Origin of the sequence: Paraburkholderia sp. BL9I2N2 (genome assembly GCF_004339745.1) — a bacterium.
Taxonomy (GTDB): domain Bacteria; phylum Pseudomonadota; class Gammaproteobacteria; order Burkholderiales; family Burkholderiaceae; genus Paraburkholderia.
In genome coordinates this window covers 2314689-2329584 of the sequence record NZ_SMGP01000001.1, presented here as the reverse complement: position 1 = coordinate 2329584, position 14896 = coordinate 2314689, and the positions used below count along the sequence as shown (strand labels likewise).

Annotated in this window: 13 protein-coding genes and 1 other RNA gene; 6 read left to right on the top strand and 8 right to left on the bottom strand. The window is 63.6% G+C overall.

All coding sequences use genetic code 11. The features are described from left to right. Positions 1-119: 119 nt before the first annotated feature. Both B0G74_RS10785 and B0G74_RS10780 read left to right on the top strand, forming a co-directional pair. Positions 120-614 (top strand): MerR family transcriptional regulator, encoded by a 495-nt coding sequence (locus tag B0G74_RS10785; protein ID WP_132374783.1) that lies wholly within the window; start codon positions 120-122, stop codon positions 612-614. Then, a complete protein-coding gene (locus B0G74_RS10780; RefSeq protein WP_132374782.1) occupies positions 566-1015 on the top strand; it encodes a carboxymuconolactone decarboxylase family protein in 450 nt (149 codons plus the stop codon). The genes B0G74_RS10785 and B0G74_RS10780 overlap by 49 nt, the downstream gene beginning before the upstream one ends. A gap of 181 nt (positions 1016-1196) precedes the next feature. Here B0G74_RS10780 and B0G74_RS10775 read toward each other — a convergent pair whose 3' ends face one another. The 8 genes from B0G74_RS10775 to trxA form a co-directional block, all read right to left on the bottom strand. Then, complete coding sequence (locus tag B0G74_RS10775; RefSeq protein WP_132374781.1) at positions 1197-2576, bottom strand: MATE family efflux transporter; 1380 nt, start codon at positions 2574-2576, stop codon at positions 1197-1199. Between the two features lie 2 nt (positions 2577-2578). After that, complete coding sequence (locus B0G74_RS10770; RefSeq protein ID WP_132374780.1) at positions 2579-4336, bottom strand: glycosyltransferase family 39 protein; 1758 nt, start codon at positions 4334-4336, stop codon at positions 2579-2581. Between the two features lie 293 nt (positions 4337-4629). After that, positions 4630-4896, bottom strand: coding sequence for a type B 50S ribosomal protein L31 (locus B0G74_RS10765; RefSeq protein WP_064269917.1), 267 nt, complete (start codon positions 4894-4896; stop codon positions 4630-4632). A 238-nt stretch (positions 4897-5134) separates the two neighbouring features. Beyond that, the gene (locus B0G74_RS10760) at positions 5135-5968 is read right to left on the bottom strand and encodes a M90 family metallopeptidase (RefSeq protein ID WP_132374779.1); all 834 of its coding nucleotides are present in this window, start codon (positions 5966-5968) and stop codon (positions 5135-5137) included. Between the two features lie 15 nt (positions 5969-5983). Further along, the gene (locus B0G74_RS10755) at positions 5984-7540 is read right to left on the bottom strand and encodes an MFS transporter (protein WP_132374778.1); all 1557 of its coding nucleotides are present in this window, start codon (positions 7538-7540) and stop codon (positions 5984-5986) included. Next, positions 7537-8073, bottom strand: coding sequence for a MerR family transcriptional regulator (locus B0G74_RS10750; protein ID WP_132374777.1), 537 nt, complete (start codon positions 8071-8073; stop codon positions 7537-7539). Before B0G74_RS10750 ends, B0G74_RS10755 begins: the two co-directional genes overlap by 4 nt. 224 nt (positions 8074-8297) lie before the next feature. After that, complete coding sequence (gene rho, locus B0G74_RS10745; RefSeq protein WP_006048863.1) at positions 8298-9566, bottom strand: transcription termination factor Rho; 1269 nt, start codon at positions 9564-9566, stop codon at positions 8298-8300. Between the two features lie 238 nt (positions 9567-9804). Further along, positions 9805-10131, bottom strand: a complete 327-nt coding sequence (gene trxA, locus B0G74_RS10740; RefSeq protein WP_006048864.1) for a thioredoxin TrxA — start codon at positions 10129-10131, stop codon at positions 9805-9807. A 444-nt stretch (positions 10132-10575) separates the two neighbouring features. On the opposite strand from trxA, the gene ffs reads away from it, so the two are divergent. From ffs to recR, 4 genes are all read left to right on the top strand, one after another. Beyond that, positions 10576-10674: signal recognition particle sRNA small type (gene ffs, locus B0G74_RS10735), an RNA gene on the top strand. A 230-nt stretch (positions 10675-10904) separates the two neighbouring features. Further along, positions 10905-13610: a DNA polymerase III subunit gamma/tau gene (gene dnaX, locus B0G74_RS10730; RefSeq protein ID WP_132374776.1), complete on the top strand. Its 2706-nt coding sequence runs from the start codon at positions 10905-10907 to the stop codon at positions 13608-13610. A 67-nt stretch (positions 13611-13677) separates the two neighbouring features. Next, positions 13678-14004, top strand: a complete 327-nt coding sequence (locus tag B0G74_RS10725) for a YbaB/EbfC family nucleoid-associated protein (RefSeq protein WP_007182071.1) — start codon at positions 13678-13680, stop codon at positions 14002-14004. A 265-nt stretch (positions 14005-14269) separates the two neighbouring features. Next, positions 14270-14866 carry a recombination mediator RecR gene (gene recR / locus B0G74_RS10720; protein ID WP_132374775.1) on the top strand — a complete coding sequence of 199 codons (597 nt, stop codon included), beginning with the start codon at positions 14270-14272 and terminating at the stop codon, positions 14864-14866. The last annotated feature ends 30 nt before the right edge of the window (positions 14867-14896 follow it).

The following is a 14896-nucleotide window of genomic DNA, read 5'->3' as shown; positions in this document are numbered from 1 at the left end:
TAGGCTGTTATGAGTTTATCGATCAAACCCCCACGCCATAAAAAAATGACCGTGCAGACAAATGACAGCACGACGCGCTTGACTTAGAGTGCACTCGAAGTCCTAACCTGAGTTCCGTCATGTCGAATATCTCGAAAGCACTCACCATCGGGCAGGTCGTTGAAACGATCGGCGTTTCGACGCATACGCTGCGCTACTACGAACAGGCCGGGCTGATTCGCGCCGTCGGCCGCACGCAGGCGGGGCATCGGCTGTATTCGCCGGCCGATCTCGACTGGCTGCAGTTCGTGATGCGCCTGAAGGCGACCGGTATGCCGATCGCCGGCATGCAGGCGTTCGCGGCGTTGCGCGCGCAAGGTCAGCCGACGGTGGGCGCGCGCCGCGACATGCTGGTGGCGCATCGGGATGCGGTTTTGGCGCGAATCGCCGAGTTGCAGATCAACCTCGGCGCGATCGTCGACAAGATCGCGTACTACGAAGCGGCCGGGCGCGCACCGGCCGCCGATCATTCGAAACGACAGACCGACGAAACCCAGGCGCATTCACATTCGGAAGAGGACTCACCATGGACCACGCACACAACGACCGCTACACCCGAGGCTGGGACAAACTGAAGCAGATCGACGGCTCGGCCGGCGAGCAGGTGATCGCCGCGCTCGCGCCGATCGCGCCGGATTTTGGCCGTCTGCTGATCGAATTCGGCTTCGGCGATATTTACAGCCGGCCGCAACTCGATCTGCGCGCGCGTGAAATCGCCACCATCGCCTCGTTGGCCACGCTCGGCTCCGCGCAGCCGCAACTGAAGGTGCATATCGAGGCGGCGTTGAACGTCGGCTGCACGCGCGAGGAGATCGTCGAGGTGTTTATGCAGATGGCGCTTTATGCGGGATTTCCGGCGGCGCTGAATGCGCTGTTTGCCGCACGCGAGATTTTCGAGCGCCATGATCAGGCATTGAATGACGCGCAATCGGCGAGCGCCGCGCAGGTGCGGGAGGAGGAAACCCACGCGGGTTGAGATCCGCGAGGCAAGGGCAGGGCAAGCGGCTGCTTGGCGCAGCCGCTTTTATTGAGACTCCAACGCAACTAACGGTCTATCATTACCAGCCCCTACGACAGAGCGTGTGTGGGCAGGAACCAAACAGCGGCTTATCAGGAAGAAAGCCCGGCCATTCTGCAGCCTACGACAGACAGCCCCGTCAAGCCGCCGAATCCGCCCGAAGCGCCGCCTCGGCATGCGAATACCGCCTGCTCACCACACGCCAATACATCAGCAAGCCGATGCCCGCAATCGCCAGACTCGCGGTGTTCGCCACCCAGAAGCCGCGCGCGCCGGTCAGCCATTCCGGCGTGACGCCGGTCACGTTGAAGCCGAGCACATAGCCGCCGCCGAGCCCGACGCCCCACAGCGCCACCGCGTAGATCACGGTCGGCACGACCGCCACCTTGTAGGCGCGCAGCACGAACGCGGTGGTGATCTGCAACGCATCGAACAGGTGATAGCACACGACGATCAACACCAGCGGCAACGCCGCCGCCACGACCTGCGCATTCGGCGTATAGCCTTCGATGATGTAGGGCCGCAGCACCAGCACGATCGCGCCGTAACAGCAGGCGATCGCCATGGCCATCATGATGCCGTGACGCGACAGCGTGCGCGCCGCTTCCGGACGATGCGCGCCGAGCGCCTGCGCGACCAGCGTCGACGAAGCGATGCCGATCGACAGCGGCGTCATATACAGCACCGCGCCGATATTCCCGGCGATCTGGTGGCCGGCCAGCGTCGTCGTGCCGAAGCGCGCAATGAAGAGCGCCATGAACGTGTAGGAGGTCACTTCGATCAGATACGACAGGCCCATCGGAATGCCCAGCCGCAATTGCGCCGCCTGGCGTCGCCAGACCGGCCAGCAGAACTGCGCGAAGATCGCGAACGGCGCGAATACGTCGACGCGCGTCAGCAGCAGCATGCCGAGTGCGGCCAGCGCCCAGTTGATCATGGTGCTGGCGAGCGCGCAGCCCGGCCCACCGAGCGCCGGCACGCCGAACCCGCCGAAGATGAACCACGTATTGAGCGGCACCTTGAGCAGCAGCGCGCCGATCTGCAGGATCATCACAAGCCGCGGCTTGCCGACCGCATTGGTGATCGAACTGTAGACGCGAAAAGCGAGGCCGGCCGGCAAGCCGAAGGCCAGAATCCGCAGATACGCGACAGTGCGCTCGTGCAGCGCCTCGGGCACGCGCGCCAGCTGCAGCACGGGGCCCGGAAAAAACAGAATCAGGAAGCCGATCACGGTCAGCGCCGCCGCGAGCCACAAGGCCTGGCGAACTTCCTCGCCGATCTCGGTGTAGCGGCGCGCGCCGTAGAGTTGCGCGGTAATCGGTTGCAGCGCGGTCAGAATGCCGGTCAGGCCGATATATACGGAGATATAGATCGACGAGCCGAGGCCGAGCGCGGCCAGATCGACAGCCGAGTAGCGGCCGACCATCGCCGTGTCGATCACGCCGAACGCGATGATCGCCAGTTGGCCGATCAACACCGGCCACGCGAGGCCGGCGATTTTCCGTACGTCGGCGAGCATGCTCAGTCGGACTTCTTGTGCCAGTTGCGGCGTTTGACGACCGGCGGCTTCGGACGGTCGATGCGCACGTACAGACGGAAGCGTTCGTCACGGTCGGCCACGCGGCGGCCTTCCCACACCAGCTTCCAGACGAAGTCGGACATTGCGCTCGGTTCGCCGTAATCCTGCGTGTCCTGACGCAGGATCACGTCGCAGTCCTGGTCGAAGGAGAAGTGCATGTCGCCGAAATAGGCGAAGGTCGCGATCTGCGCATTGCCGAGGCGTACCGGTGAAATGCAGGTGTAATCGTCCGGCAGATGGGCGGATATCTGTTCAGCGACGTCCTTATAGGTCCGGCTGTAGTTGACGACCGGCAGCCATAACGTCATGAGCAGCACCCACATCAAGGTGGTGCCGGCGCTCGAAAGCACCACGCTGCGCCACAAGACTTTCGGATGGCGCGCGAGACGCCACCGCACCAGCACGAACCAGCAGATCGTCACGGCGACCGCGCACACGAACGACAGGATCTTGAACTGCGGCGCGAAGCCCGGCGCGAGACGCGCGAGGTTGCGCGCGAGCGGATGCGGGAAGCCGGTCAGCCCCGCGATATAGACCAGCCAGACGAAGCTGCCGAGAATCGTGAAGCTCAGGAGCGCGAACCAGTCGATCGCGTTGATCGCGCCGCGCTTGAGCGTGGGCAGCGCGAAAGCGGCCAGCACCGCGAGCGGCGGCAGCAGCAGCATGTAAAGCCGGTTCGACTGATGGCTCTGCAGCACGACCAGCACGAACAGCGGCCCGATCACCGACAGCGGAATGGCCACGTGCGGCGCGCGCCGCAAGCCCGACCAGCTGAACCATGCCCAGAGTGCCAGCGGCCACGCCGGCCAGGTGAAGAGCGGCAGATTTTTCAGCGCATAGCCGGCTACCGAGCCGGGCGGCCCGGCGAACGAACTCAAGCTGACGTGCACCCACTGATTGAGGTACCAGACGGCGTCGTTGGGGAAGGCGGCGAGCGCGGCGATCGGCCACGCTACGGACAGCGCGAGCGCCACCGGCAGACCCGCCAGCAGGAGCCAGCGCGAGCGCGTCTCGCGCACGATCAGGGTCATCGCCAGCGTGCCGAGCAGCAGTGCGCCGACCAGCACCGGGCTGCTGGCCAGGGTGACGAGCGCGATGGCGAGTCCCCAGATCAGCGCGCCCTGAATCGGTTTGTCGATCATGCGCACGAGCCCGTACACGAGCATCGCGATGCCGAAGAACTGCGCGAGCTGCGGCGTGGTTTCGTGGCCGCGCTCGGCGAGGCCGAAGCAGGCGAGCAGGATCAACAGCGCGCCGTCGGCAAGCGTGCGGCCGTAGTCGCGTGGTTCCGGCTCGCCGCCGAACGCGTACTTGAACGGCTGGACTTCGGCGCGGCGGCCGAGCAGGTAGGCGGCGTACCAGACGAACGCGCAGCCCGCGCAGAACATCAGGCCGGTGAAGACACGCGAGGCATTGCTCGCATCGACCCACGGCGCGAGCAGGCGGATCGCGCTGGCGCCGAACCAGTAGCCGAGCGGACCGTCTTCAGTGAGGTATTTGCCGACCAGATTCGGCAGCAGCCAGTCGTGCGCGCCGCCGTTCGCCATGGTCCACATGACGCCGAAGCCGGCTGCATCCTCGTTCTTCCACGGATCGCGGCCGAACAGTCCGAACGATGCGTAGACGATACAGATGGTCAGCAACAGCCAGCGCGGCAACGCACTGGTCGCTGAGGCAGTGAGGCGAACGACAGGTCTCATGCGGTGTGTGGATATCGGATAAGCGGTGCAGCCGGGACCGGACGGCATGTCCGGCTGGAGTGGCCAATTTGGAGCATCCGGCATTGTAGTCGTGCCGTGCGATGCGCGTCACGGCCGGTAACGGCTCGCAACGTCGTTGGGAAAGCTGTAACACGGGTTCGGCGCTGCGCCGCGCGCGAGCGTTTGACCCTCGGGCATTGGCGATGAATCAGCCAGGCGACAAAAAAGGGCAGCTCGCGCTGCCCTTTTTGCTCCTGCTTCGCTGCCGGCCAAAGCCGGCGACGAGCCAGGTATTACTTCGCTGCTGCCTTGCCGGTAGCGCGCGAGCCAAACTTGTTGCGGAACTTCTCGACGCGGCCTGCCGTGTCCATGATCTTTTGCTGGCCGGTGTAGAACGGATGCGATTCCGACGACACTTCGATCTTGGCGAGCGGGTAGGTCTTGCCGTTGAATTCGGCGGTTTCACGCGTCTGGATGGTCGAGCGCGTCACAAACTTGAAGTCGTTCGACACGTCGATGAACAGAACTTCGCGGTAATCCGGGTGAATGCCTTCTTTCATGGTCTTTCCTTTAATCTGGCGGTAGCCAACCCGCGTGCGACCGTATTTTAACGGACCGCATCTAGGCGCGAGCCACTTGCCTATGGTCGAAAAACGGCGATTATGCCAGAAAATCAGTCGCTTGACGACTTTTGCGCCGGCTTTTTGCTAACGGTGCATGCCGTTTTCACGGCTGTTTTGCAGGGTCGCGGCGCGTGTGCGCACCGGGCGGCGGCCGTTGCCTGGCGGGCGTTGCGCGTCAGGCGGACGTGAATGTCATGCCGACCCGTGCCGGATCCTGCCTGTAATAGCGTGCGAGCAACCGGTAAAGCTCCGGATACTCGGCTTCGAACGCCTGCGGTTGGACGAACAGCGCCTCGCTGCAAACGGCAAAAAATTCCGATGGATGATCCGCCGCGTACGGATCGATCAGCGAGTCGCGCTCGAAGCGCGCCCAGCGGCGCTCCGGCACCGCGTCGACTTTCGCGCAGAAGTGGTCGTAAGCGTGGTCGAACACGTCGGCCCACGCTTGGGAATCGAGCGGCGCGTGCCAGCGGCGAATGAGTGGTGGGTGGCCATCCGCCTCGCCGTTCAGCATGTCGATCTTGTGCGCGAATTCGTGAATGACGACGTTATAGGCGTCCGAGCCGTCCGTCATCTGCGCGTCTTCCCACGACAGCACCACGGGCCCGCCTTCCCATGCTTCGCCGCTCGCGTCCTGTTCGACTTCGTGCACCACGCCGTCTTCGTCCTCGACGGTTTTGCGGATCACGAACTCGCCCGGATAGACGATCACGCCGACCCAGCCGCGATACAGATCGAGGCTCAGGTTCAAAACCGGCAGACACGCTTGTGCCGCGATCGCCACGGTCATCGCGTCGGTCAGCTCAAGCTCGTGCGCGGTCGAAAATTCCTTCTCCGCGAGGAACAGGCTCGTCAGTTCGCGCAAGCGCACGAGCTCCGGCGCATCGAGATGGGCGAGGAACGGCAGGCCGTCGAGCGTGGCTTGCCACAGGGAATCGTCGATCGCGTAGTCGCGCAGCGCGCGCTCGCGGCGGCGTGTGCCGAACCATTGAGTCAGTTTCGAGAGCATGGCCTGAAGCAACCCTTAGTCGATCTGTTTTTGCCACGCGGCAAATAGGCCGCCGCATATCGCTACGCCGATCAGGAAGTAGAAGCCGTCCAGCGAAGCCAGAAAACTGGCCTGTTGCGCGACCGCGCGGCTGACTTCCACGATCGCCAGCGAGTGCGCCTCGGACGGCGAGCGGCCGGCGACGGCAAAGCCATTCGTCAGCGCGGCGAGCGAGTTCTGGAACAAAGGATTGTACGGATTCACGAACTCCGCGAGGCGAGTTTCGTGCAGCGCCTGCCGATGCTGCTCGACGATAATCACGGAGGCCGTCGCGAACGACATGGTCAGTTGCCGCACGATGTTTTTCAGCCGGTAGCCGTGCGTGAATTCTTCGATGGCGAAAATTCTGAACGTCAGATTGGCGACCGGCAGCACGATGAACAGCAACAGCAGGCCGCGCAACAGCAGCGGCAGCAGCAACGCCGCTTCGCCGACGCCGGGCGACATGCGCGTCATCCACGCCGCCGCGAACGCGGCCACCGCGAAGCCGGGCACGATGATCCACTTCTTGCGCGGCAGCAGCTTCGCATAACGGAAATAGACGAACAGGGCACTCGCCGAAATCAGCGACGTCACGCCGACCAGTTGCCCGGTGTTTTCGACCGGATAGCCGAGTCCACTCTCGAGAAAGCGCGAGATCAGATAGCTGAACACGGTCGAGATGTAGTAGTAGAACATGTAGAGCACGAGCCCGACCTGGAAGACCTTCTCTCGCAACGCATTGAGGCGCACGAGCGGCGCGGGATGATGCCACTGGTGATAGGCGAACCAGCCTAGCGCGACGATCCCGGCGACGCTCAGCAGAATCAGTCCGGGCGACGCGCTGAACAACTGGAAGCGCACCTGCTGCATCACGATTTGCAGCGCGCCTTGTGCGAACGCGAAGATGATGTACGGCCAGAAATGCGCGGCGCCGCGTTCCTCGGGCAGGCGGTTGCCGGAGTCGGGCAGCGCGAGCAAGGCCAGCATGGCGAACAGCACGCCCACGGGCGCCGTGCACGCGAACAGTGCGCGCCAGTCGAAATGCCCGACCAGTTGGCCGCCGATCAGCGGCGCGAGCGCGCTGCTCAGGACGATCAGCACGAGAAACGCACGGGTGGCCGCGGGCCGCTGCTGCGGTTTGAAACTCATCTGAATCAGGATGCGGCAGGTGCCCATCATCGGCCCGATGAAATAGCCCTGGAAGCCACGCGCGAACGCCAGTTCGATCGACGATTCGCACATCGCGGCGGCCATCGCACCGGCAGCATAGAGCAGCATGCAGCCGGCCACGTAGCGCCGGTAGCCGAAGCGTTCGACCCACCATTGCTGCTGCAGGATGCCCAGCACCGCCGCGACTGCATAGGCGCTCGACGCCCACACCAGTTCATCGGGCGACGCGTTGATGCCGCCGGCGATATAGCTGGTGAAAAACGAGAAGATCGAGTTGTCGAAATAATCGAGGCCGGTGACGACGGCCAGCACCCAGGGGAAGAAATCGCCGCGCAGTTTTTCGACGCTGAACAACGGTACGCGGGATGACGTCGTGCTCATGAAGATTCGCCCGGCGCGGGGTCGTCAGATTCTTTTGCCTGCTTTGCGGGTGGCGCATTGCCCGCTTTGGCGCGCGCGTTGCGGCGCTGCTCCAGCAGCGCCTCTGCGTTCTCGCCGGCGAGGCGCCGCTTGAGATAGTCGAGGTCGGGGCTCAGTTCGGCGCGCAGTTTCTGCGCTTCCTTCAGTTCGCGGCGCATGCTTTCGATGCGCGCGTCGAGTGCTGCGACCTGTTGCTCGATGGCGTCATGAATCTGCTGCAGCGATTCGGTCGAGTAGCGGTGCCCGCCGTCGACGGCTTCCAGCGGACGCTTGAGCATTTCGGTGACGCTGTGCAGCGAGAAGCCGAGCGAGCGCAAACGCAGAATGCGGCCGAAGCGCTTCAGATCGTCCTCGTCGTAAAGCCGGTAGCGGCCTTCGCTGCGCGTCGGCGAAACAAGGCCGCGTTCCTCGTAGTACTTCAGGGTGCGCGCGGTGACGCCGAGACGTTCGGCGGCGTCGCGTACCGTCAGCAGAGTGGGTGAGTCCTTGGACATAGGCGTGTGACAGATATGACGGACTGGTTGCATTGTACTTCAACGTGTACGTTCACGTACACGTTGCTGCGCTAAACGACATCGACGTTGGGAAGCTGACGTGGTTTGCGCGCGACGCGGAGACGACAAAAAAGACGGACGAAAAAAAACCGCTCGTTTGCGACGAGCGGCTTTTCTATGCGATGCGGATGAAACGGCTAGTGCGGCAATATCGGCCCAAGGCCTTAGCTGCCACCGCCACGACGCATCATGTCGAAGAACTCGGAGTTGCTCTTCGTCTGACGGATCTTGTCGAGCAGGAATTCCATCGACTCGACTTCGTCCATGTCGTGAATGAACTTGCGCAGCACCCAGATCTTTTGCAGCACTTCGGGCTTGATCAGCAGTTCTTCGCGGCGCGTGCCGGACTTGTTCAGGTTGATCGACGGGTAGACGCGCTTTTCAGCAAGACGGCGCTCGAGGTGCACTTCCATGTTGCCGGTGCCCTTGAATTCTTCGTAGATCACGTCGTCCATGCGGCTGCCGGTTTCGATCAGCGCCGTGCCGATGATAGTCAGCGAGCCGCCTTCCTCGATATTGCGCGCCGCGCCGAAGAAGCGCTTCGGACGTTGTAGCGCGTTGGCGTCGACACCACCCGTCAGCACCTTGCCCGAGGCCGGCACGACGGTGTTGTACGCACGCGCGAGACGCGTGATCGAGTCGAGCAGAATCACCACGTCGTTCTTCATTTCGACGAGGCGCTTGGCCTTCTCGATCACCATTTCGGCGACTTGCACGTGACGCGCGGCCGGTTCGTCGAACGTGGAGGCGATCACTTCGCCCGCCACCGAACGCTGCATTTCGGTCACTTCTTCCGGGCGTTCGTCGATCAGCAGCACGAACAGCACGACATCCGGATGGTTCTGCTTGATCGCGTGAGCGATGTGCTGAAGCATCACGGTCTTGCCGGACTTCGGCGACGCCACCAGCAGGCCGCGCTGCCCTTTGCCGATCGGCGCGATCATATCGATGATGCGGCCCGTGACGTTTTCTTCGCCACGCATTTCACGTTCGAGCAGCAGCACCTTGTTCGGGTGCAGCGGCGTCAGGTTTTCGAACATGATCTTGTGCTTCGAGGCTTCCGGCGGCTGGCCGTTGACCTTGTCCACCTTCACCAGCGCGAAATAGCGTTCGCCGTCCTTCGGCGTGCGCACTTCGCCTTCGATCGTGTCGCCCGTATGCAGGTTGAAGCGGCGGATTTGCGACGGGCTGATGTAAATATCATCCGTGCTGGCGAGGTACGAGGTTTCCGGCGAGCGCAGGAAGCCGAAGCCGTCCGGCAGCACTTCAAGCGTGCCGTCGCCGAAGATCGTGTCGCCCGTTTTGGCTCGTTTTTTTAGAATGGCAAACATCAATTCCTGCTTGCGCAGGCGGTTCGCACTTTCGATCTCGAGGCCATTGGCCATCTCGATCAATTCGGACACGTGCAGAGTCTTAAGCTCGGATAAATGCATACGGAGAACCCGCAGGAGAAGGTGCGACGAAATGAAATCTGGGAGGAGAGTGAGCGGAACCGCTCAAGGACTTACACGTCTTTTCGACGTTTTGCGGATTCTAGCATAGCACACGCCAGTTTCCGTCAGTGCGACGGCATGGCATCTTTCTTGTTGAGCGTGTTGCCGGCTGACAACACGCTCAACACAACGCGCCCGCGGGCCTCGGAAGGCTCGGAGCGCGCCGTTGCGACCGCTTTTACAGGTTGCCGTCGAGGAACGCGGTGAGTTGCGACTTCGACAACGCGCCGACCTTCTGCGCGGCGACAGCGCCGTTCTTGAACAGGATCAGCGTGGGGATGCCGCGCACGCCGAACTTGACCGGCGTCGATTGATGTTCGTCGACGTTGATCTTGGCGATTTGCAGGCGATCGGCGTAATCCTTCGCGACTTCGTCGAGGATCGGCGCGATCATCTTGCACGGACCGCACCATTCAGCCCAGAAATCGAGCAGCACGGGTTTATCGGATTTAACGACGTCCTGTTCGAACGATGCGTCGCTAATATGCTTGATTTGTTCGCTCATTGTATGAATACCTCTATCGGTTCGAGGCCCGCCTGAATTGCTCGCCACGATACGTCAAAACCTAAGGAAACTTCCGTTCGCTTTGCCGCAATCGGAGCCTTGCCGACACACGCCGGAAAAGGTGAAAGCCCGTTTCGGAATATGCGGAGAGCTCGCGCTTGCGGGTCATCCGTACGGCAGTTTAGCTTAATTCGCTATGCGTTGCCGGGGGCGATAGTACCCATCAGAGGCAGTGGGGCCAACGGCTGCCGATGAAGTGCCACCGTGTTTCATCAACCATGACGCCACCTATCTGGAGGCTCGACGGCCAAACTCAAGTGGCATCCGCACGGGTTGGTCGCGGCATTCGTCTATATGGTGTGAAGGGCGCGATTCGGCGCGCCGTTGACGCTTTGCTCGTATTAACAGTCGCACGGCGGCCCAAGCGGTGATAGAATGTTTCGTGACGGGCCTCCTCGCATGGAGGGATGGTCAACCTGGTCAGGTCGGGAACGAAGCAGCCACAGCCGTTTTCCACCAGTGCCGAGGGTCGGGCTCGTCACCTTCCTTTTTCTGTTTTCTCTAGTTGTTCTCCGCGGGTTCTTCCGCGAACGCTTTCCATCTCCTGTTTTACCCTGAGTGCAGCGGCATGCAACCGTGCCTTATCGTGTTTTCGCGCGCCTTATCTATTTTTTTCTATCGGTCCGTTAGGCAGTTTCAATGAAGTGGCGCGAAGCGTTCGCGCGCCGTCGCGAATCGGTTTTGCGCGGCATCGTTACTGATACAATTTCCGGATGACCTATCAAGTTCTCGCACGCAAATGGCGGCCGAAGGATTTCGCTTCGCTCGTCGGACAGGAGCACGTGGTGCGCGCGCTCACGCACGCGCTCGACGGCGGCCGTCTGCACCATGCCTATCTGTTTACCGGCACACGCGGCGTCGGCAAAACCACGCTGTCGCGCATCTTCGCCAAGGCGCTGAATTGTGAAACCGGCGTGACCTCCACGCCGTGCGGCGTGTGCCGCGCGTGCCGCGAGATCGACGAAGGGCGCTTTATCGACTATGTGGAGATGGACGCGGCGAGTAATCGCGGCGTCGACGAAATGGCGGCACTGCTGGAGCGCGCCGTCTACGCGCCGGTGGATGCCCGCTTCAAGGTCTACATGATCGACGAAGTGCACATGCTGACCAACCACGCCTTCAACGCCATGTTGAAGACGCTGGAAGAGCCGCCTTCGCACGTCAAGTTCATTCTCGCGACTACGGATCCGCAAAAGATTCCGGTCACGGTGCTGTCGCGCTGTCTCCAGTTCAATCTGAAGCAGATGCCCGCCGGCCATATCGTCTCGCATCTCGAGCACATTCTCGGCGAAGAGAAAGTGCCGTACGACGCCCAGGCGCTGCGCCTGCTCGCGCGCGCGGCCGACGGTTCGATGCGCGACGCGCTCTCGCTGACCGATCAGGCAATCGCCTATTCGGCCAATCAGGTCAATGAAGAAGCCGTGCGCGGCATGCTCGGCGCGCTCGACCAGAGCTACCTGATTCGTCTGCTCGACGCGCTCGCGGACGGCGACGGCGCCGCGGTGCTGTCGGTCGCCGACGAGATGGCGTTGCGCAGCCTGTCGTTTTCGACGGCGCTGCAGGATCTGGCGAGTTTGCTGCATCGGATCGCGTGGGCGCAATTTGCGCCGTCGTCGGTGCTGGACGAGTGGCCCGAGGCGGCCGACCTGCGCCGCTTCGCTGAAGCGCTGAGCGCCGAGCAGGTGCAATTGTTCTATCAGATCGCGACGATCGGCCGAAGCGAACTGGGTCTCGCGCCGGACGAATACGCCGGCTTCACCATGACGCTGCTGCGCATGCTCGCGTTCGAACCGGCGCCGACGGGCGGTGGTGGCGCAGTGGGTTCGGGCCGTGCGCCTGGTCAGGCGGGGGCGAGTGGGGCGAAACGCGCGGGTGCGCCGGCTGTGGCCGCGCACCAGGGCGCGTCGGCAGCGCCGGCGATCGCGGGTGCGAGCGCTGTGTTGGGGAGTTCGCGTGGAGCGCGCGTGGACGCCACTGCGCCGGTCCGCGAAACGCAGACTGGCAATGTTGCGGCGGTAGATAAGGGAGCTGCGGTTGGCGCATCGGTTCAGCCTGCGCAGCAAACCAATAGCTCGATTGAAGTGCGGCCTGCTGATAACAGCATGCAAGCTACGCCGCCGGATTCTGCTCAAGGCGTAGCAGCCGAACAATCGCTTGATGCGCAGCCGGCAATCACCGCCGAGTCGGCGCCAGTTGTTCATGAGGTGAATTCAGCGCCGTTGCAGGCGGTGGACGATGCCGTCGCGACACCTGCGTCGCCAGTGTCGTCTGCAGCCCCTGCGGCCGCCGCCTTGGCGCCGTGGGATGACGCGCCCGCCGACTCGGCGGTGAACGAAGCTTCCGTAACCGCTGGCGTTGATGGCTCGGCCACAACTGAAGCCCCCGCAGCCGCATCCCTCGACGACTCAGCGCCCGCGTCTTCGCTAAGCGCACCCGCAGCCGCCGCGTTCGCGCGCACCGAGCAGGCCGCAGCAGCACCGTCTCAAGAGCCGTCACCCGCAGCCGATAGCGCGCCGCGTCGCGCAGGCGGCGCGAGCGCCGCACTCGACGTCTTGCGCAGCGCCGGTTTGAAAGTGTCCTCGGACCGTGGCCGCGCAACCGCGGCAGCGGCCGCGAAGCCCGCCGCGCCGGCTACGCCGAAACCGGCCGCGCCGCGCGTCGTTGTTCCCGTGCCGACGCCGGGCGCCGCGCGCCGCGCACCGCAGCAGGATGCCGCACCAGCAGCGCCGGCCGCTCGCGCCGCAGGGTCAGCGCAGTCAGCGCCCGCGCAGCGTAACGGCGCCGAGCAAAGCGGCTCGTCGGTGCCGCCGTGGGACGACATGCCGCCCGACGAATACATGCCGCTCACCGCCGCGGACGAAGGCTACTACGGCCTGCCGGACGACAGCTACATGCCCGTGTTCGACAGCGGCCCTGACGATGTCCGCGTAAGCGCGACGCCAGCGGCCACACCCGCGCCGGTGGTCGATCAACGTCCGCTGCCGCCCGCCGTGCCGCTCGATCCGCTGGGTTTCAAAGGCGACTGGCCGGCGCTCGCCGTCGACCTGCCGCTCAAGGGCATCTCATATCAGCTCGCATTCAACAGCGAACTGATGGCGCTCGAAGGCAACACGCTCAAATTGAACGTGCCTGTTCCGCAGTACGCGGAAACCTCGCAGGTCGCTAAACTGAAAACGGCGCTCGCCGACAAGCTCGGCCAGACGGTCGAGGTGCTGGTCGAAGTCGGTCCGGCGCGCCGCACGGCCGCCGCGCACGACGCCGCCCTGCGCGCGCAGCGTCAGCAGGAGGCGGAGCGCGAGATCGGCGCCGATCCGTTCGTGCAGTCGCTGATCCGCGAGTTCGGCGCGAGCATCGTGCCAGGCTCGATCCGCCCGATTACTCCGGACGCCGGTTCGAACGGCGCGCCGTCGGTCCACTGATTCGCCGCGCGATGCACCATAGCGCGCCCGATTTCCGAATTTCACGCTATCAAGAAGGAGCATGTCCATGATGAAAGGCCAACTCGCCGGGCTGATGAAGCAAGCCCAGCAGATGCAGGAAAACATGAAGAAGATGCAGGAGCAACTCGCGCTGATCGAAGTCGAGGGGCAGTCGGGCGCCGGTCTCGTGAAGGTGACGATGACCTGCAAGAACGACGTGCGGCGCGTATCGATCGACCCGAGCCTGCTCGCCGACGACAAGGACATGCTGGAAGACCTCGTCGCCGCTGCGTTCAACGACGCCGTGCGCAAGGCCGAAGCCACCGCCCAGGAAAAGATGGGCGGCATGACCTCGGGGCTGCCGCTGCCGCCGGGCTTCAAGCTGCCGTTCTGAACCAGGCCGCCGCAAGGCGGCGGGTCACGCGCCGTAGCTGCTGTCGCCGCGGCGTGAACGGAACGCGCGAATTGCGCACGCTGCATGTGCCGTCTGTGCGGCACTCGCTGCGCGCGTGTTCCGGCTGGACCCGACCGGCCGTGGCTCGGCTGAAGTGCGCATCGCGCGCGCTTAACCGGGCCGTCGCCGGAATGATGTAAACCGATCGAATCAACCGCATCGCCACCCGGATAGCCGGGCACTACCCACTTCGACGCCGATCCGCATGAAACAACCTTCCGCCTTGTCGGCGCTCGTCGAAGCGCTGCGCGCGCTGCCCGGTGTCGGGCCGAAGTCCGCGCAACGCATGGCGTACCACCTGATGCAGCACGACCGTGACGGCGCCGAAAAACTCGGCCGCTCGCTGCTGTTCGCCACCGAGCATCTGCAGCACTGCGAGAAGTGCAACACCTTTACCGAAGCGCAGATCTGCGAGGTCTGCCTCGATGAAGAGCGCGATCCCACCTTGCTGTGCGTCGTCGAGACGCCCGCCGACCAGATCATGCTCGAGCAGACCATGACCTATCGCGGCCTCTATTTCGTCTTGATGGGGCGCCTGAGTCCGCTCGACGGCATCGGTCCGAAGGAGATTCATTTCGACCGGCTGGTCAGACGCGCGTTGGATGGCGTCGTCAAGGAAGTCGTGCTCGCCACCAATTTCACCAACGAAGGCGAGGCGACCGCGCATTACCTCGGGCAGACGCTCAAGGCGCGCGGCCTCGCCGTTACGCGCCTCGCGCGCGGCGTGCCGGTGGGCGGCGAACTCGAGTATGTCGACGCCGGCACGATCGCCCGCGCCATGCTCGATCGTCGCTCGATGTAGAAGGCGCCCGCCGCACGGCAACGGGCGTCA